General features: G+C 60.6%; 12 protein-coding genes. 4 read left to right on the top strand and 8 right to left on the bottom strand.

All coding sequences use genetic code 11. From position 1 onward, the window contains the following. The first annotated feature begins 19 nt into the window (after positions 1-19). The 4 genes from glf to PYR64_RS12115 are packed head-to-tail and all read left to right on the top strand — an operon-like array spanning position 20 to position 4,799. On the top strand, positions 20-1,204 hold the full coding sequence (gene glf, locus PYR64_RS12130; protein ID WP_018776423.1) for a UDP-galactopyranose mutase: 1,185 nt from the start codon (positions 20-22) through the stop codon (positions 1,202-1,204). After that, entirely contained in the window at positions 1,201-3,210 is a 2,010-nt protein-coding gene (locus PYR64_RS12125) for a glycosyltransferase (protein ID WP_018776422.1), read from the top strand. Before glf ends, PYR64_RS12125 begins: the two co-directional genes overlap by 4 nt. Before the next feature lie 2 nt (positions 3,211-3,212). Continuing rightward, positions 3,213-4,070 (top strand): ABC transporter permease, encoded by an 858-nt coding sequence (locus tag PYR64_RS12120; RefSeq protein ID WP_018776421.1) that lies wholly within the window; start codon positions 3,213-3,215, stop codon positions 4,068-4,070. Continuing rightward, the gene (locus PYR64_RS12115) at positions 4,071-4,799 is read left to right on the top strand and encodes an ABC transporter ATP-binding protein (protein ID WP_018776420.1); all 729 of its coding nucleotides are present in this window, start codon (positions 4,071-4,073) and stop codon (positions 4,797-4,799) included. Between the two features lie 266 nt (positions 4,800-5,065). Here the strand turns inward: PYR64_RS12115 and PYR64_RS12110 are convergent, their stop codons facing one another. From PYR64_RS12110 to PYR64_RS12075, 8 genes are all read right to left on the bottom strand, one after another. Further along, a complete protein-coding gene (locus PYR64_RS12110; protein ID WP_275775432.1) occupies positions 5,066-7,309 on the bottom strand; it encodes a hypothetical protein in 2,244 nt (747 codons plus the stop codon). A gap of 99 nt (positions 7,310-7,408) precedes the next feature. Beyond that, positions 7,409-8,434 carry a lysylphosphatidylglycerol synthase domain-containing protein gene (locus PYR64_RS12105; protein ID WP_275775430.1) on the bottom strand — a complete coding sequence of 342 codons (1,026 nt, stop codon included), beginning with the start codon at positions 8,432-8,434 and terminating at the stop codon, positions 7,409-7,411. After that, on the bottom strand, positions 8,431-9,186 hold the full coding sequence (locus tag PYR64_RS12100; protein ID WP_200942028.1) for a glycosyltransferase: 756 nt from the start codon (positions 9,184-9,186) through the stop codon (positions 8,431-8,433). The genes PYR64_RS12105 and PYR64_RS12100 overlap by 4 nt, the downstream gene beginning before the upstream one ends. A 214-nt stretch (positions 9,187-9,400) precedes the next feature. Then, a complete protein-coding gene (locus tag PYR64_RS12095; RefSeq protein ID WP_275779948.1) occupies positions 9,401-12,496 on the bottom strand; it encodes a chitobiase/beta-hexosaminidase C-terminal domain-containing protein in 3,096 nt (1,031 codons plus the stop codon). Then, entirely contained in the window at positions 12,496-12,822 is a 327-nt protein-coding gene (locus tag PYR64_RS12090) for a hypothetical protein (protein ID WP_229778544.1), read from the bottom strand. The genes PYR64_RS12095 and PYR64_RS12090 overlap by 1 nt, the downstream gene beginning before the upstream one ends. A gap of 285 nt (positions 12,823-13,107) precedes the next feature. Next, positions 13,108-13,920 carry a hypothetical protein gene (locus PYR64_RS12085; RefSeq protein WP_275775426.1) on the bottom strand — a complete coding sequence of 271 codons (813 nt, stop codon included), beginning with the start codon at positions 13,918-13,920 and terminating at the stop codon, positions 13,108-13,110. A 171-nt stretch (positions 13,921-14,091) separates the two neighbouring features. Then, complete coding sequence (locus tag PYR64_RS12080) at positions 14,092-15,438, bottom strand: hypothetical protein (RefSeq protein ID WP_018776412.1); 1,347 nt, start codon at positions 15,436-15,438, stop codon at positions 14,092-14,094. A 258-nt stretch (positions 15,439-15,696) separates the two neighbouring features. After that, entirely contained in the window at positions 15,697-18,441 is a 2,745-nt protein-coding gene (locus PYR64_RS12075; RefSeq protein ID WP_275775422.1) for a GH25 family lysozyme, read from the bottom strand. Between the last annotated feature and the right edge of the window lie 165 nt (positions 18,442-18,606).

Here is an 18,606-nt window from a genome sequence, read left to right as displayed (position 1 = left end):
CCAATACACAGGAGAGTTTGTGAACGCTGATCTCGTCGTCGTCGGCTCGGGTTTCTTTGGCCTGACCATTGCAGAACGCGCCGCTACCGAGTTGGGGCTGAAGGTTGCGGTGCTTGATCGCCGCCACCACATTGGTGGAAACGCCTACAGCGAGAACGAAGCGCAGACTGGAATTGAGGTGCACCGCTACGGAGCGCACCTCTTCCACACGTCCAACGAACGCGTTTGGGAGTACGTGAACCGTTTCACGACCTTCACGAAGTACCAGCACAAGGTTTACACCAGCCACAAGGGCGAGGTGTACCCGATGCCCATCAACCTGGGCACCATCAACCAGTTCTTCCGCTCGGCCATGAGCCCGACCGAAGCGAAGGCACTCATCGCCGAGCAGGCCGGTGAACTCGCCGGTACTGATCCGCAGAACCTGAACGACAAGGGTATCCAGCTGATCGGACGCCCGCTCTACGAAGCGTTCATCAAGCACTACACGGGCAAGCAATGGCAGACGGACCCCAAGGACCTGCCCGCGGAGATCATTTCCCGGCTCCCGGTTCGCTACAACTACGACAACCGCTACTTCAATGACACGTACGAAGGACTGCCGGTCGACGGATACACGGCCTGGATCGAGCGTATGGCGGACCACCCCAACATCGAAGTTGTCCTCAATACGGACTTCTTCGACGACGGCGAGTTCGGCCGGTCTTCCGTGCTGGGACAGGTGCCTGTCATCTACACGGGTCCCGTGGACCGCTACTTTGACTACGCAGAAGGTGACCTCTCCTGGCGCACCATCGACCTTGAAGAAGAGGTCCTGCCCATTGAGGACTTCCAGGGTTGCGCAGTGATGAACTATCCCGACGCCGAGGAAAAGTACACGCGCATCCACGAATTCCGCCACTTCCACCCGGAGCGGGATTACACCAAGGACGCGACGGTCATCATGCGGGAGTTCTCGCGCTTTGCGGAGAAGGGCGACGAGCCGTACTACCCCGTCAACACTTCCGACGATCGTCAAAAGCTGCTTGCTTACCGCGATCTGGCCAAGGGTGAGAAGTCCGTTCTGTTCGGTGGCCGCCTTGGAACTTACAAGTACCTCGATATGCACATGGCGATCGGTTCAGCTTTGTCCATGTACGACAACAAGATCAAGCCGCACTTCACAGGCGGCGCCAAGCTTGAAAGTGGGGGAGTGGACGCATGACCACCACAACAAACGAAAGCCAGGAGACTGCCATGACGGCTTCCACCGACGTGAATGCCCCCGGTTCAACTGAACAGAACCTGCGGATTGTCCAGCGTGTCATTTTCCCGGCGAACCGTGACCTCGACACCCTCCCCCTGTACGTAGACCCGGACACGAGCACAGTTCAAAGATCAGGCCGGGGAAGCTCGGATGTGCAGGCCGTCGGCATGACCCGGCAGCTCCACCCGGAGGACATCCTCGACCGCGGTTCCGTCCAGGTCCGCCGTGGCGAACGTCTTTCCTTCGGCTCCTACTTCAACGCTTTCCCGGCGAGCTACTGGCGCAAATGGACGATTGCCACAAAGACGGTCCTTCACCTCGAAACCGAGGGCGAAGGTACGATCATTGTCTACCGCTCCAACGCACGCGGTGCATCCCAGCGTGTCGATTCCGTGTTGGTCGAGGGTTCCGCCTCGAACGATTTCGAGCTGACTCTTGCCCCGTTCGGCGACGGCGGGTGGTACTGGTTTGACCTGATCGCCGGCGGTGACGGCATGACCCTGAAGAGCGCTCACTGGGCCGTTCCGGACGAGGGCCGCACCCAGGGGCGCGTGACGTTGGGTGTCACCACCTTCAACCGCGCAGACTACTGCCTGGAAACCATCAAGGCTATTGACGGAGACCCCGGTCTTCGGGAAATTCTTGCCGAACTGATCATCGTCGACCAAGGAAACAAAAAGGTCGCCGACGAAGCCGGTTTCGACGCTGTCGCTGAATCCATGGGAGACCAGCTCCGGATCATCAACCAGGGCAACCTCGGCGGTTCGGGTGGTTTCGCACGCAACATGTACGAGATGCTCGTTTCAGACAAGAGCGACTACGTCATGCTGCTCGATGACGACATTGAACTTGAGACAGAGGGCGTTATGCGCGCAGTGGCGTTCGCCGATCTCTGCCGCAAACCGACCATCGTCGGCGGACACATGTTTGACATGTACAACAAGTCTGTCCTGCATGCCTACTCAGAGGTGGTCAACTTCTACAGGTTCCTGTGGGGACCGGTGGAGGGCCTTGGCAATCATGACTTCTCCCAGGCCGGCCTGCGGTCCACGCCTCAGTTGCACCGCCGCTGGGATGCCGACTACAACGGCTGGTGGATGTGCCTCATCCCCAAGGCCGTGGTGGAGACCATCGGGCTCTCCCTGCCGGTGTTCATCAAGTGGGACGACGCTGAATACTCGCTCCGGGCCCGGGCAGCCGGCTTCCCGACAGTGACGCTTCCGGGTGCAGCTGTATGGCACGTCTCATGGGCAGATAAGGACGATTCCGTCGACTGGCAGGCGTACTACCATGAGCGCAACCGGCTCATCGCCACCCTCCTGCACTCCCCGTTCCCCAAGGGCGGACGAATCCTCCGCGAGAGCCTGAACACGGACATCAAGCACTTGGTGTCGATGCAGTACTACCCCGAGCAGGCCCGCGTCATGGCCCTGCGGGACGTCCTCGCCGGTCCCGGCGACCTGCACAAACAGCTGCCGACCACGATGCCGAAGCTTCGCGCCATGCGTGAAGAGTTCCCCGACTCCCAGGTCAAGACGGACCCCGCGGCGTTCCCGGAAGTTTTCCGGAAGCGCCCGCCCAAGAAGCCCCAGTCCTACAAGCAGCCGGGTGCGCTCGGTCTGTTGCCATGGGCAGTGAAAACCGTCCTGAAGCAGACGCTGGCTCCCGTCCGCGACACGGCCAAGGCCAACCCGGAGGCCCAAGTGGCCCACCAGGACGGAAAGTGGTGGAGCCTGGCCCACCTCGACAGCGCTGTGGTCTCGAACGCTGACGGCACCGGAGCTTCCTGGCACCTTAGGGACCCCAGGATGGCCCGCCAGTTGGTGGTTGAGTCTGCCAAGCTCCACGCGCAGCTCTTCTCCAACTGGGAGACCCTTCGCGCGCAATACCGCGATGCCCTCCCGGAGATCACCTCCATGGAATCCTGGCGGGAAACGTTCGAAGCATCGGAGCCTAACAAGTAGCAATGGCCACTTCCACTGATACGTATGCTGTTCCAGGGGTAGGTGCCGGTCTGCTCGACGTCTATCGACGCCGGTACCTCCTCAAGTTGATCGTCCGCAAGGAACTCCGTGTTCGTTACCGGGGTTCGGTTCTCGGGCTGGCATGGTCCTACGTCAAGCCCCTGGTCCAGTACGTAGTGCTGTTCTTTGCGTTGGGCATTGTGCTGCGGGTTGGGGATCAGATCCCCAACTACGCGCTGTACATGTTCTCCGGCGTCATCGTTATCAACTTCTTCTCAGAAGCTTTCTCGAATGCCACGCGGTCCATTGTCTCCAACGCTGCGTTGGTGAAGAAGATCTATCTGCCGCGTGAGTTGTTCCCGGTTGCTTCAGTGTGGGTCGCTGCGGTCCATTTCCTGCCGCAGCTGGTGGTCCTGCTTGCTGCCGCCTTGCTCACAGGCTGGCATCCGGACATCCTGCAACTCATCGGGGCTGCATTGGGCTTCGTCATTGTGGCTGTCACAGCGACTGGTCTGGGGTTGCTGGCTGGTGCCATCAACGTCTTCTTCAGGGACGCAGAGAACATCGTCGACATGCTGATGATGATCGTTACCTGGACCTCCCCGGTTCTTTACGACTGGACCATGATCAGACGCCTGGCCCCGGAATGGGTGCTGGTGATTTACCAGCTGAATCCGATCACGGTAGCCGTCGAACTGTTCCACTGGGCGTTCTGGTACCCAACAGTCAACCGGCCCGTTGAGTTGCCTCCCCATTTGATGTGGACCGGTCTGCTCGGACTCGGTATGGCTGCTCTGTTCCTTATTATCGGCCAGCTCGTGTTCCGACGGCTCGAGGGCCACTTTGCGCAGGAGGTCTAAATGGGTGCTGCCGTAATCGTCAAGGACCTCAAGAAAACGTTCAATCTTCGCCACTCGCACTCCCTGAAGGAAACGCTTGTTTGGCTGGTGAAGGGACGCAAGGGCGATCTGACCCGAAGGTTTGATGCGCTCCATGACGTCAGCTTTGAAATCCAGCCCGGGGAGACTGTCGCCCTCCTGGGCTTCAACGGTTCAGGTAAGTCCACCCTTTTGAAGCTCATTTCCGGAGTTATCCTTCCCGACAAGGGGACGGTGCGCACGAAAGGCCGCGTCGCCGGCCTCATCGAGGTGGGTGCAGGATTCCACCCGGATCTTTCCGGACGTGAGAATGTGTTCCTGAACGCCGCGATCCTGGGCATGACAGAACAGGAGATCAACGAGAAGTTTGACGACATAGTCGCCTTCTCCGAGATCGAGCAGTTCATCGATACCGAGGTGAAATTCTATTCTTCCGGTATGTTCCTGCGCCTCGCTTTCGCGGTCGCGGTCCACACCCAGCCGGACATCTTCCTTGTGGACGAAATTCTTGCCGTAGGTGACGAGCCTTTCCAGAGAAAGTGCCTCGCCAAGATCAAGCAACTCTCAGATGAGGGCCGGACACTGGTAGTAGTCAGCCACGACCTCGACATGATCTCCAGGATTTGCGACAGGGGAGTGGTGCTTTCATCCGGCACCGTGCAGTTCGAAGGGCCTGCCGAGGAGGCAGTAGCCTGGCTCCGCGAGCACTGATTCCGAGGGCAGCAAAACTCCTTGTCATTAGGAGTCCGCAGCCAACACAGAAAGGCCACCGTACCTCTTTTCACAGAGGTACGGTGGCCTTTTTTGCGCCCCGCGGTCACGTACAAGGGGCCATAGGGCGCCGGCAAGATAGGTGACCCCGCAACCCGGCTTTCCCAGGGCAACTGCCAACAGGTGGACAGTGAGACCCCTGCGAACGAAAAGAGCGCCCAAACCCGAAGGCGTGGACGCTCTTTTCCCGGACTGGGATGCCCTGGCTACACGGTGACCTTTTCGGCCGGTTCCGCGACTACCTGCTCAGCGGACTTTCCGCGGCGGTAGCGCCGCACATAGTGGAATACGGTGAACAGCAGAATCCCGAACCACGCAGCTGCCTGGGCGGCAAGTCCCATGGTGAGTCCCGGCGTCGTGAAGGAAATGTCAACGGACTTGGCGCCGGCGGGGATGTCCACCATGATGACGCCGGCAGGTCCCTGCGTGAGCTTCTGAGTCTCGCCGTCGACCTTGACGGTGTAACCGGGCCAGGCGAGCCGCGCGAAGGTCAGTTTTCCAGCGTTGCCGTTGCCAGAGAGCTGGACGTGTTCGTCGTTCCCTGTCCGCACTGAGTCCTGGACGGTGATGCCGTCAGAAACCCATGAGACAGTGCCGGGGTGTGGCAAGGGGTTCTGGCGCTGCAGGATGGTCCGGGTCTCGTCTGATGCAACAACCGACCATCCCGGCGCGATGTCCAGCTGGTCCGGAGCGATCAGGGTTTTCTGGACGGCGACGGTTTCAACCTGAAGGACGTCAGCCAGAGTGGCGTCGATTTCAGGCGATGCCTGTTTGAACAGCTCAGTGTAGGCCAGCGGGCACGTTTCGCCGCGGTAGTTCATGCACAAGGCATTGACGTACGTCGTGAAGCTGATTCCGCTGTAGCGGCCCATGCTGTTGTTGACGTCAGCGTTGAGGATCTGGTTGCCGTACAGGAGCCGTCCCTCGGTGAATTCCGCGCCCGTGATCTTCATGGTGTTGAAGACCTGGATGGTGTTTCCCTTGTAGTTGCTGGTGGCATCCCGGAGGGTATCGGCATCCACGGGAGAGCCGATACCTGCAACTGCATTGTTGGGGACGAACTGACGGGACTGCATGCCCAAGGTGGCGATGGTTCCGACCACCATGACGGCGGCAAGGCCCCGGTAACCGAAGCGCTTCCATCCCAGGATCGCAAGCGCAACTAGCACCAAAGTCACGGCCAGCGTGAAGAACTGCCACTTGCCGCCCTCCGGAACCATGGACCAGGCCCGGTAGGTTCCGAAGCCGAGGATCGCGACGGTGATGAACAACCGTTTCTTCCAGGCGGTGGTTTTCAAGCCTGCTGAGGCCACTACGGCGACAAGGACGATCACGCCCAAGTACACGTACTCGATGAGACGGATGGGCCAGCGGAAGACCAGAACCTGTGACGGGGCAAACGTCAGGAGGAAGTAGATTCCCGTAATGATATAGATGCTGAAGATCTGGCGGGACCGGTTCCTGAAGCTGCGGAAATCCAACCACGGAAGCAGGGGCAGAACGAACCATGCCAAGTAGCTTGAGGGGACGTTGTCGATGGGAGCCCAGAAGTTGTTGATCCGGGGCCTCATGGACGAGGTGCTCATCGTCAGGAGGGAAGACATGTCCGGCGAGAGGAAGAGATCGTTCAGGATCTCATTCTGCTGACGGACCGTTACGGCAGAGCTGAGGGGCAAGGGGAAGTACACCAGGACGGCAGTCAGGCCCACCAGAGCGCCCACGATGACAATCGGGATAAGGCGTCGCCAGTGCCGCATCAGCATCAGCTCGACGGCCACCGCTGCCAAGACGAGAATGACGCCGATGGCTCCGTAGGGATTGCCGGCTGTCATGGTGAGGAAGCCGAGCAGGAACGGAAGGAAGGGCGAGGTGTTGCGTCGGGCGTAGCGGCGCACTGACCACCAGAAAACCGTGATCCAGGCAAAGGCCATGAGACCGCCGGGCCAGCGGGCCGCCTCGTAGAACAGGGTGAAGCCGCTGAACGGAATCGCTACACCGGCAGCCAGGGCCAGTGGCCTGTTTGACCCGTAGTCCCGGGCGAGCATGTACGTTCCAAAAGCCAACAGGGCAATGAACTGGACGATGATGAAGTAGCTCGCCAGCGACAGGTTCTCGAAGTTGGAGACAATGACCGAGTTGACGATGTTTACGGGATTGAATATCCCGTAACCGACCTCGGCCACAATGTTGCCGCCCACCCAGCCCCCCGGTTCCATCAAGGGGAATCTGCCCGAACGAATCTCCTCACCCATGTGCCGCCACAAGGGAAGGAAGGACTGCATCATGTCGTCCCAGTAGTAGAACGTGGGATTGAAGAGCCTGGGGATGATGGACGAGATGGCCGCGATGACGGCGGTAACAATGCCCCAATGCCAATCATGCTTCATGAAGTAGCGCCGCTTGGTGACAGGCGGGCGCTGGGCAGTGGCCTCGGAGGTTACTGCTGTCATGGTGGTACCTTGCTCCTTAGCGCGCGGCATAAGTTTGATTATTGGCCCGAAGAACGCCCGGGAATCGTAGACACCCGGGCGTGGAAAAGACCCACAGCATCAGCTGGGCTCTGAGGTGGAATCTCCGGGGGACTTGGAAGCGGACTGCCGCCACCGGAAGTGCACAAAGGCGATTCCTACGCAGAGCAGGTCCGCAACAGTGAACATGATCCGGGAAAGCGCGGCGATTGCGGTTGCGGCACCGGCGCTCATCATCCCCGCCAGGGCAAGGATCAGGATGGCTTCCCGTGCGCCAACTCCAGCGGGCAGCAGGAAGGCCAGCACCCCGAGGGTCATCCCGAGAGCGAGGGCACCGGTGAGGACCAGGAACGTCGCCAGGTCCAGGGTTGCCTCGTGACCTACCAGGATCCACAGGTGCAGGCCGAAGCACAGGTACATGAGGACGCCGAGGATGAAGGCTTTGACCATGGTGTTGGCCTGTATCCGCTCAGGCAGCGGTGGCCGGCGGAATACCTTGAGCACGAAGTTGACCAGGAAGGTCACAACGTTTGGGTTCATCGCCAGAATCACGACGGGGAGGATGACGTACAACCATTGCAGGTTCGGTTCCCGCTGGACAAGGATTGGCAGGGCTGAAGCTCCAACCACCAAAGCTGCGCCGATGGTGATGCCGGTACTGACCAAGGAAGCTACGAAGACCTGGGCCCGTGCGATGCCGTTTTTTCGGCCGAGCTCCATCTGGAGGACGAACGCCCAGACGGAGCCGGGAAGATATTTACCGATCTGGCCTACGAGGTAGATCTGGTTCAGGACCAGGCCCTGCGGCTCGATGTCAACAGACCTCAACAGGCTGGCCATGACAACCCGCCACATGTACATGCCCAGAAGAACCCCGGGGATGAGGGCAAGCAGCGAAAGCAGCACCTGCCACCATTGCAGGGCAAAGACCGTGGCTTGGACCTGTGGCCATTGGACTGCGATGAAGTACACCGCAGCGGCAAAGACGATGACCACCAGGGCGCGACGGGCAAAATCCACCAGTTTGGCTTTGGTGGTCTTGACCGGAGGCTGTTCCAAATTCACGTCGTTGTCGTTCGACGGTGTTTCTGCGATCGATCCCGTCATGGGGCGTGTGTCCCCGCGCTGGGAGCAGCTGCCAGTTCGCTCTTGCGCCGGCGCATGGCAACCAGACCCTTGAACATCTTTACGACGTCGGCAGTCCGGATGGTGGTTTCGCCGGGTTCGTCATCGGGCGCCAAAGTAACGGGCACTTCCACTATGTCGAAGCCCTGTTTTTCGGCGGCGTAGACAACCTGGGTGCTGAAAAGGAAACCAGGATCGTCAAAACGGTCCACCATGTTCCGCAACCAGCCGCCGTCGACGATGAGCGTTCCCTGGGAGTCACCGACCTTGGACCCCAGTATCACCTGTCGGAGAGTCTTGAACCCGAAAGTGGTGAGTCCGCGGAGGGGGCTGCGCTGGATTTTTGAATTCTTGTGCGCTTTGGAACCTATGACCACATGCGGTTTTGGTTCGAGCTTCGCGTCCTCGTCAAGATCATCGGTCCCGAAGGGAAGATCATCGGCGGTCAGGAGGACACGGCGTCCGGAACTGGCCTCGATGCCCCTCCGGTACGCGTTTCCCATCCCTTTTTCGCTTTGGAGAACGTGGAATGTCACGTGTGGAGTGTCCACCGCGTGCTCGCGGGCAACCTTGAGTGTGTTGTCGGAAGATCCGTTCTCCACGATGATGATCTCGGAGTTGCCACTGGTTAGATAGCCGGAAAGGCGCGCCATTGTTGCTGCCAATATCCGTTCTCCGTTATAGACCGGGATCACAACGGAGAGATCCGGTTGGCCTGCCTGGTCGAAAGTCAAGACTCTCCTCGGTAGTTCGTGCCGACGAATTCTTGACGCCAGCCGCAGCCCGCAACTCTGGCGTCACGAGGTCCTTGCAAACCCTCAGTCTAGTTCATTCCGGCAAACGTTCTGCGGAAGCACGGATGGGCCCACGGAACCCGGCCAACGAAAGGGGTGCACCGGATATTCTCCGATGCACCCCTCGAAACGGCAAGCCGGGCGGTTGGATCCGCTATGGGAGGGAGGTGAATCCCTGCCAACCGTTGCCTACCTGGCTCCAGGCAAGCCACCCGCCGGTGCCATTACCCGGATAGATCCAGAGGTTGCCGCTGGCATCCCGGGCGAGGACATCGGACTTGCCGTTGCCATTGAAATCGCCTGGTCCGAGGAGCGCCGTCATGCCGCCCCAACCGCTGCCGATCTGGGTGCGGGTGCCCCAGCCGCCAGTGCCATTGCCGGGATAGAGCCACAACGCACCGCCGGTGTCTCGAGCCAGGATGTCGGTCTTCCCGTCGCCGTTGAAGTCCCCTGTGCTGAAAATGGAGTTCATGACGTTCCAGCCGGCCCCAACCTGGGTTGCCCCAGCTGTGAACTTACCCAGGCCGTCGCCCTTGTAGAGCCACAGGACGCCGGCAGAATCCCTGGCGAGGAGATCCGATTTGCCGTCGCCGTTGAAATCACCCGGGGCAACAACTGCGGTCATTGCGCTCCAACCACTTCCAACAGAAACTGCCGGCTGCCAACCGCCTGTTCCGTTGCCTTTGAAGAGCCAGAGTTGTCCGGCAGCATCCCGGGCGAAGACGTCGCTCCGGCCGTCTCCGCTGAAGTCCCGCGTTGGAACGATCAGGTTGTAGTTGTTCCACGTGGTTCCGGTGTTGATCTTGCTTAGCCAGCCGCCCGTCCCGTTGCCCGGGTACAGCCACAGCGTTCCGGCCGCGTCCCGCGCCAGGATGTCATTCTTGGCATCGGAGTTGTAGTCCTTCCAGGTGTTGGCTGGGGCAGCAGGCAACGTGTAGGTCTGCGAGGCTACAGCGGACTGGTTTCCGACAGTGTCAACGGCGAAGTACTTCACTGTAGTGGTCGCAGTCGGTGTGACCGTGACCGTGGTGGTACCAACCTGACTGGAGATAGTCGGAGTGGTGTTGTCCGTTGTGTAGTAGATCTTTGCCCCGGACTCCGTAGTCAAAGTGACGCTTTGTCCCAGGGCGAGATTGCCTCCCTGGGGGTTGGCCGTGACAGTTGGCGCAACGTTATCCAACACGTACACCTGTGACTGCGGTGCTGAGGCGTTGTTCGCGGCATCCACTGCGATGTACTTCAGGGTCTTGCTCCCCATCGCAATTGGAGCCGTGTATTGCGGGCTTGCCGTGGTGGGTGTGCTGCCATCTTCGGTGTAGTAGATCTTCGCGTCAGCTTCACTTGCCGTGAGCGTGATCTTGCTCGACGGGCCGTAGGTGCCTCCTATGGGATCTGCTGTCACGGTTGGCGGCGTTGTGTCGGCGACAAAGACCGTGAAGTTCACCCCGGCCACGGTCGTGTTGCCTGCTCCGTCCCGGGCTTCAACTTCGAACCTGTTCGGGCCGTTGGCGATGTCCGCGTAAACCTTCGGTGAGGTGCATGCAGTGAAGGCATCCGTTCCCAACCGGCAGCGGAATCCGGCCACGTCCGGTGAGGTGGAAGCGAACTGGAACTGGTACCCGGCACCCACTGTGGCACCACTGGCGGGGGCGGTGATCGCCACCTGCGGTGCTGTCAGATCCGCTGTCACAGTCAAGGCAGCAGCAGGGCCGACGTTTCCGGCAGGATCCGTACTCCGGATCCGCAAGGTGTGTGCACCCGCTGTTGTCAGCGTGAAGGTGTCGCCCGGTACGCAGGCTTTGAAGTCAGCGTCAGCTGTGGAATCGACTGAGCAACTCAGTATCGTTCCTGCTTCGAAGGTCGCGCCGAGTACGGGCTTGCCATTCACCACTTGTCCGCTGTTCGGTGCAGTGAAGACAGGAGCAGCAGGTGCCACTGTGTCCACGGTGAACGTGCGGGAAACGGGAACGCCTGCTGGTGCCGGCCGGACCGAGAATGTTTGTGGTCCGTTTGCCAGAACCGCCGAGGTGTAAGTGCCGGCGGTGCAATCTGTCCAGGCCCCACCTACGGAGCATTCCAAAGCGCTGCCGCTTGGATCGGCACTCACGCCAAAGGTGGGCGTTGTGTCGTTGGTGAAAGCGGTATTGGGTGATTGGGCACCATTGGCGAGCGTCGGGCCCGAAGTGATCTGGGCTTTGACTCCGCCCAGGAGGCTCATCTTTCCTTGTCCGGTAGCCGGCGTGGCGTTCAGCTGTCCAGGATCATCCAGCGCGAGCAACTGCCCGCCCCGCATTCCCAGGCCACTGATCTTGCTGAAGCCCAAGGCCCAGGAGTTGTCCACGACTCCAGTGCTGAGATTCAGCCTGGAGATCTTGTCCTTCCCGGCATCGGCCGCGGTGACGCCACTGCTGGTGCCTGTGTAGATGATGTTGGCTTCGTGGTCATAGAAGATCGCCGAAGCCACGCCCACGTTGTAGGAGGTCAACGGCACATAGTTGGTCATGTCGCCGTCGTCCGGAGCGGAAAATGCGCGGAGTCCAGTGGTTTCCAACACGTAGACGCTGGCGTGTCCGTTGCTGTCCCAACCGGCGGCCACGAGGCCCAGGGCCTTTGTAGTGACAGAGGCGATGGACTCGATGCTCGGATGCTTGATGGTTGGATCAACGATTTTGATGATCGACCGGGCGTTTGCAAAGGAAAGGTAGATGTTGCCGTCCGGGCCGTCGCTGACCGCATTTGGCCTGACATCGCCGTCCAAGACGGTCAGCGTACTGCTGTATTCAAACAGGTCCAACGGGGGATTCCATACGGCCCGCACGAGATGTGCACTGCCCACTGAAGAGTCCGGGATGAAGACAGTCTCGTCACCGTTGCCCACGGAGGCCGGGGTAGGGTCGAGGACCACCGAAACCCCTGGCACCTTTGGGCCAGGGGTGGCTCCGGGCAGGGTGCCGCCGAGGCAGGTCGCCTTTTCCAAGGTGCCGGGCTGGCCGTTGACTGGCTCGGACATCCGGCAGAAACCCGCCACGCTGTCTGAGACCCATACCCGGCCAATGGGGTCAACCACGGCCCCGGCAGGTTTCGTGAGGCCCGTGCCAACCACTTGTCGCTGCTGGTCGGCAAAGGCCGGGGTGCTGGAGACGACGGCGGTCATTCCGGCCGCGGCCAGTGCAGCGGCCGCCAGGATTGTGGTCAGCTTCTTGCCCCGGAGCAGGCGCTGGGAGAATTTCCGGGCTGTGGACTGTTCCATCACGCCACTTCCTTCAGCCACTTGGTCAGGACTGCCGACTGCGGGGCCATGGGGGCCAACGTCAGCGCACCTTTGACTATGGGTGCACCGCCGAGCCCGTACAGCGCCGTACTGATGGTCGGGGGATTGCTACGGGTACATGCCTTGACGATTGCCAAGCAGATATCGGTCCGGGCGCCGGATGCGCCAGCGGCAATGGCAACATTGACTGCGGCGTTTTCTTCGGCTTCCAGAACCTGGGGCTGAGGGCCGACATAGCTGACGCCGACGTCGGCGAATTTCTTGTACTGGGTATTGGCCCAGACTTCAGGAAGGCTCGACAACACTACGAGCGATTTTCCATCGGCCCCGCGGCAGTCAAACTTGTATCTTTTGACCGGTTCCGGTCTTTCGGGCCGAGGAGTGTCGGCATCGCCGGCATTCGTTACGCCCAGCCTGAACGGCTCAACATTTTGCGTGACTTGGACAGAGCAGCCCGTAAGAACGAGACCGGCAAGGCCAAACTGGACGACAGCGCGTCTTGGCATATCCACCGAGGGATCCCCACTTCATTCGGATGCTCCCCAGCTCCGCATGCAGTTGGATTTTCGCCCCAGCCGTTGCCGGCTGCATTACTCCATCTTCTCCCAAATTCCGCATTTGTCACTACTTAAGACGTCTTTTTCTGCAAGAAGAATTCCGCTTTGGCCTTCGGCAGCGTTTCCGGCCGCTTTCTGACCACCATCTGGTCCCTTGACACTCCAAGTGCAGCCTTCCGGCGGCGTCTTCCGGAGGTGGAAGCTTCCGGGTGCCAGCCCGCCGTCGCCTACTACATGCTGACCGTCTCCAGCGCGGGCACCCGCAGCCCATAGGGCAATGATCTTTCCCTGGGGCGCTTTGGGGCACAGCTCGCTTGCTGCCTTCAGCAACTGCCGACTGCTTCCACCGAAGATGTCCGAAGCAGAATCATCGCTGACGCGGGTACACAGCCCCAGTGCTGCCAGGTAGCTGTCCAGGCCTTGTGCGGGGTCCGTTCCGGGCGCCGCGACGGCAATGACATGGGCCTCGTCATCTGTGGGCTCATAGGGCTGCGGCCCGTCGTAGTTGGCTGTGCAGGAGTCCAGCCGCAGGTAACCCGATGAGGCCCAGACTTCCGCCAGGCTTGAGAATGTGGTCTCGGGGACTGCGTTCAGACTGGTACAGGTATAGGAAAACCGGCCGGAGTCGTCCGGGTCGCCGGCGCCCTGTCCGCTGCCTTGTCCCTGCCCGCTGGTGGGTGCAGCAGAAGTTTCCGACGGCGGCGCGGACTGTGATGGTGACGTCGGGACCGTGGGGGCTGATGTGGAAGGCGCAGTGCTCGAAGGTGTTGCTCCTGGAGCTGAGGAACAGCCCGAAGCAAGCAGCAGCACAGCTGCTGCTACCGCTGCAAGGTTATGAAATCGCATCGTGGCCTCCAGCTCCATGGTTGTCCGGAGCGAATGGCCGGGTCAACAGATTGCCCGGCGAATTGGGTATCGATACCGCTACGAATTGCGCGGCAGAGGTCCGCAGGACGTGCTGCGGTACGTCGAAGGCCCTGGCTTGTTGGCCAAGGCCTTCGACGGAAGTATGCCTGCCTAGGCGAGCATTGAGTTCAGAGTGTTGATGACAGTGGCTTCCACGCCACCAGTACCGCCGAGGAAGTGGCCGATGTGGCCGTAGACGGTCATGGATCCGCCAGCGATTCCAGGGTAGTCAGGATCCCATCCGCCCTCGTAACTGCCGCCCACCGAATAGGGAGGCAGGAATTGGGCGCTGGGCAGGTAGTAGCAGGATTCGTTGCCGTAGCCGCCCACAATGACGCCATTGGCTCCGCCGTACTTTGACCGGAAGTACGCTGCATAGCCACTGACGAGTTCGCCGCCCACTATGCCGATTTTCAGTTGTGGGCTGCCGCCGAATTTCCAAACCTGGAAGGGGCACGTGACGGAGGTGGAGTAGCTTCCGCTGTCGATCCGTCCGATCATCACTTGGGCGTGGCGTCCATACCAGGCCGGATTTCCATCCAGGTTGGGCAGCCTGGACGCGTAGGCCGCGCGCACGGCCGCCAGGTTGCCGGCTGTGGGCGTGATGTCCAGGGGAATCTGTACCTCTTGATAGCTCGTCTGGAGAGGGCTGCCGATGGTCCTTCCGGGGGTCTGCATGGCAATCGAGACGGCCGAACCCAGCTTGGTGGCATACTCGTCGCGAAGTTCCCAGCTGGGTTCGCCCATGGGATTCTGGTCTCCGGCCGCTCCCTGGAGGAAGAGCGCAAAGCAGTTCGTGTTGTTGTTCTCGATGTAGTTGCAGGCCCCCGCCGGGAAATCACCGTCAAAGAGTGTGCGCATGCCGGCAGCTACAGGGTGGCATGCGTAATTGAAAATGACCGCCCTCGCTTTGCCGTTTGCCCGACGCGCGACGATAACGGGAACGGTGTCTTCCAGGTACGGCAGACCTGCCCTGTTGTAAGCGATACTCGCCGTGGTGACTTTGTAGTCGAGAGTCACTGCCGTCTGGGCGTTGTTGAGCGCTTTTTGGGCTGCATCCACGAGGTCGTCTTCGAGCTGTTGGCTGTACGTTTCCACCATGGACAAATCCGACAGGCCGTAGCACATGAACGGGTGGAGGGTATCAACCACCACCGGCCCGTTATGTGTGTGGGTGGATTGGATCAGGATGTCCCCGTTGCTCCAGTTTGCGAGCTGGAGGATTCTCGCCCGGGCGCTTTGATGGAGTGAGTGCGGCAGCGCCAGAATGTCCACGCTCATGATCAGGTTGGGCGAGCCGTTTTCCCAGAGGATTATTGCCCTGGCCCACAGGGATTCGTAAGGTGCACTGCTGGTAGCCTCGCGACCACCGTCGAGGGTCCCGTACCCCGCCATGTATGGGTTGACATCCAACGGTGGGGAAATGCTGACCTTGGCCGTAGAAACGGTAAACGCCATGAAAGATCACTCCTTGATTGTGCGGAATGGTGACCTTCGTTTGCCCCCAAACAAAGCCCGTTTCCCATTGCGCTGAACAGCCAATACGTGAGACCACCTTCATTAGATCACGCAATCCGGAATATGAGGCCTATCCAATGAAGCGAACATCATTTGTTTCAATTGCGATGCTTTGCTACGAAAAACAGGAAGGACCCGCTCGCTCCGTTGTGGAGTTTGCGGGCCCTTCGCCAGTCGACGTTTGTTGGCTGCCTGGCGCTACCTGGATGCGGGGGAGAGGATCTTCAGCCCTGTCCAGCCGGATCCGATGACGCTGGTTGGACCCCATGCACGGTTTTGCCCAACGGGGTAATAGCGGAGCTCCCCGCCAGTTGTTCGACCTATGATGCCGGTTGAACCCGCTCCAGCAAATCCTCGGATTGCGCCAAAGCTGTTAATGACATTCCACCCTGTACCGATGGTTGCCGGAGCTTCCGGGATGAAACTCCCGGTACCGGTCGACCGGTAAAGCATGAGGTCTCCCGAAGCGGTTTTAGCCAGGAGATCGGCGTTTGAGTCCTTGTCGAAATCCATCTGGACTATGTCCAGGCCTGACCAGCCGGTCCCGATCTGGGTGCGCGTTCCAAGTGCCCCGCCTGATGGATTGCCGATCTGGAACAACCGGCCTGCGGGGTCGTATCCCACAATGCTTGGCCGGGGATCGGACTTCTTCCACGTCCCGACGGTCAGCGTCCAGTCCTGCCAGCCTGTACCCAGACTGATGGGAGAGCCGAAGCCGGCCCCCTTGAAGCCCGGGTAGAGTGTCAGCCGGCCGTCACTCCACTGGGCAAGGATGTCCAATGCGCCGTCGCCATTCCAATCAGTCAGGAAGCCCGCCTTCAATCCCGTCCATTGTTTCCCGATCAGTTCGGGAGAGGTGAGTCCGCCGGAACCTGAGCCCGCATACCGGTAAAGATTGCCGTCCTGCCGGATGGCAAGGACATCGGGTTCATCCACGCCCAGTGTTGCCTCGACGTTGACCGGGGCACCACCAATGAGCAGGGCATCGTTCCAGCCGAGACCAGTGAGGAAGCGGTTACCCCACGAGCCGTTCACCGCAGGGTAATAGTAGAGATCGCCGTTGGCGGCACGTGCCTGCAGTCCTTGCGAGCCGGAGCCGTTGAAGCCCGCTGCGGAGCTGACTGAAGTCATGGCGGACCATCCGTTTCCGATGACCCGTGCCGGCTCTGTAAGGAAGGACCCGAGCCCGTTGCTGCGGAACAACCGCATCGTTCCGTCGCCTGTTCTGGAGACGAGGTCCTGGCTGCCATCGCCGTCAAAGTCCAGGAGATTGAACTGGTGCCCACTGAATCCGGTACCTATCAGGACACCGCCGCCCAGAGCACCGCCCGAGGCGTTCTGGTATCGGTACAGGTTGCCGCTGCCGTCCTGGCCAATGACTCCAGGGAAGGCATCCTTCGAGTTCCACCATCCGGTGGCAAGCGACATTTCCTGCCAGCCGCTGCCCACTTGGATGGGCGTGCTGAAGCCGCCGCCGGAAGTGCCGCGGAAAACCTGGAGTGTTCCGTCGGCCCATTGGGCCAGGATGTCCTGGACTCCGTCCTGGTTCCAGTCAACGACGTGGACGGAGAGGGCGTTGCCCCAGCCGGAGCCGATGGTCACGGGCCCGGAGATACGTCCCTGGCCGTCGGCTGGAAAATTATCGAGTCGTCCCGAAGGCATCACCGCAAGCACATCCGCTCCGGAACGGATGGAGGGATTCGAAGGGGTCGGAACACCCCGGGCAAAGGTACGGAGCTCATCAAAGGTGCCGTTGAAGATGTTCGAGTCGCCTTCGAAGGGGCCCGTGCTGCTGTACTGCCACATTGAGTAGTCGTTCCAACTGGCCGGCAGCGAGCCCGGCGAATTGGTGGGATTGTTCCAATAGGAAGCAATCCACAACGGGTAGCTCCCAAAGGTGCTGTTGCCTACGCAGGTATTCCACCAGTCGGTCGTGCTGTAGATGACGGGGAATCGACCGGTCAAGGCCTTGACGGTGTTGCCGAAGTCGGCAGCCCACTGACCCAGTTGGGCCTTGGACATGTCGTAGCACGTGTTGCCGAAATAGAAGCCGTTGATGGTCCGGCCCGCGTAGGGGTTGTACTCAATGTCAAGCACCGGAGGAAGAGTGTAGCCGTCGGCCGACCAGCCACCTCCATTCGCTACGAAGTACCTGGCTTGGTCTGCTCCGGATGACCAGTTCGGGATGGCGAAGTGATACGCGCCGCGAACCATGCCAACATTCCGTGAACCGTTGTATTGCTGGGTGTAGTTCTCGTTGAGGTAGTAGTTTCCCTCGGAAGCCTTGACGTAGGCCCACCGGGAGCCTTGGCTCCATTGGCTTTGCCAGTCGACGTTGCCCTGGTGTGCGCTCACGTCCTGCCCTTGGATTCCAATGGTGGGCCGCCAGTGGCCTGTGTCTGCCGCCATCGGTACCGTGGCCTTGACCGCTGCTCCTACGGCCTTGCCTCGGGCCGGTGCCGCCGCCTCTTTATCCTGTTTGTTCGTCACGACCCTCGGGGAGCGCTGGCCCATTTCCGCGCCGCCGGCCGGGATGGCGGCGCGCATGGCGGCCTTCATACTCTCGGCGTCGGGTGCGTCACCAGGCATGGACTTGGGTTTTGTGGCCTGCGCTTCGGCTTTGCCGGCCGGGTCAGGCGCAGGTTGGGACGCTACACCGGGTGTAAGTTCGACGCCGGTGATCGGCGCTTGCTGGTCAGGGAGCTTTCCTTGCCGTGGTGTGCTTTCAACCGGAGGTGAAGCCGGGCCATTCCCAGCCGGCTGGGGGCCCTGAGATGATCCGCCGCCAGGAGCCTCAGAAGTGGGCGCCGGCTGCGGACCGGATGTCTGTGCCCATGCGGGCGCGCAAAGGAAACTGCCTGCCGTAAGGGCGACGGTGAGCGCCAGCCCTGCCCGCACCATGGGGATGCGTCCGACCGGGTCCAAAAAATTACGTTTCATCATCACATCCGGCCCTGTACCGCGGCTCAGCGGTGCATGGTGTGGCTTAGGGACAAGCTCCGGGGCGCCTGCGCGTGAGACCAAAGGCCAGCTCCTAACGGGCTTTACCCTAACATTCTGAAACAGGAGTGACTAGTGGGATTCACGATGCCCCCGGGACCAGTGATC

The sequence above is a fragment of the Paenarthrobacter sp. Y-19 genome (assembly GCF_029223985.1).
GTDB lineage: Bacteria > Actinomycetota > Actinomycetes > Actinomycetales > Micrococcaceae > Arthrobacter > Arthrobacter nicotinovorans.
This window is presented reverse-complemented; position numbering and strand designations above follow the sequence as displayed.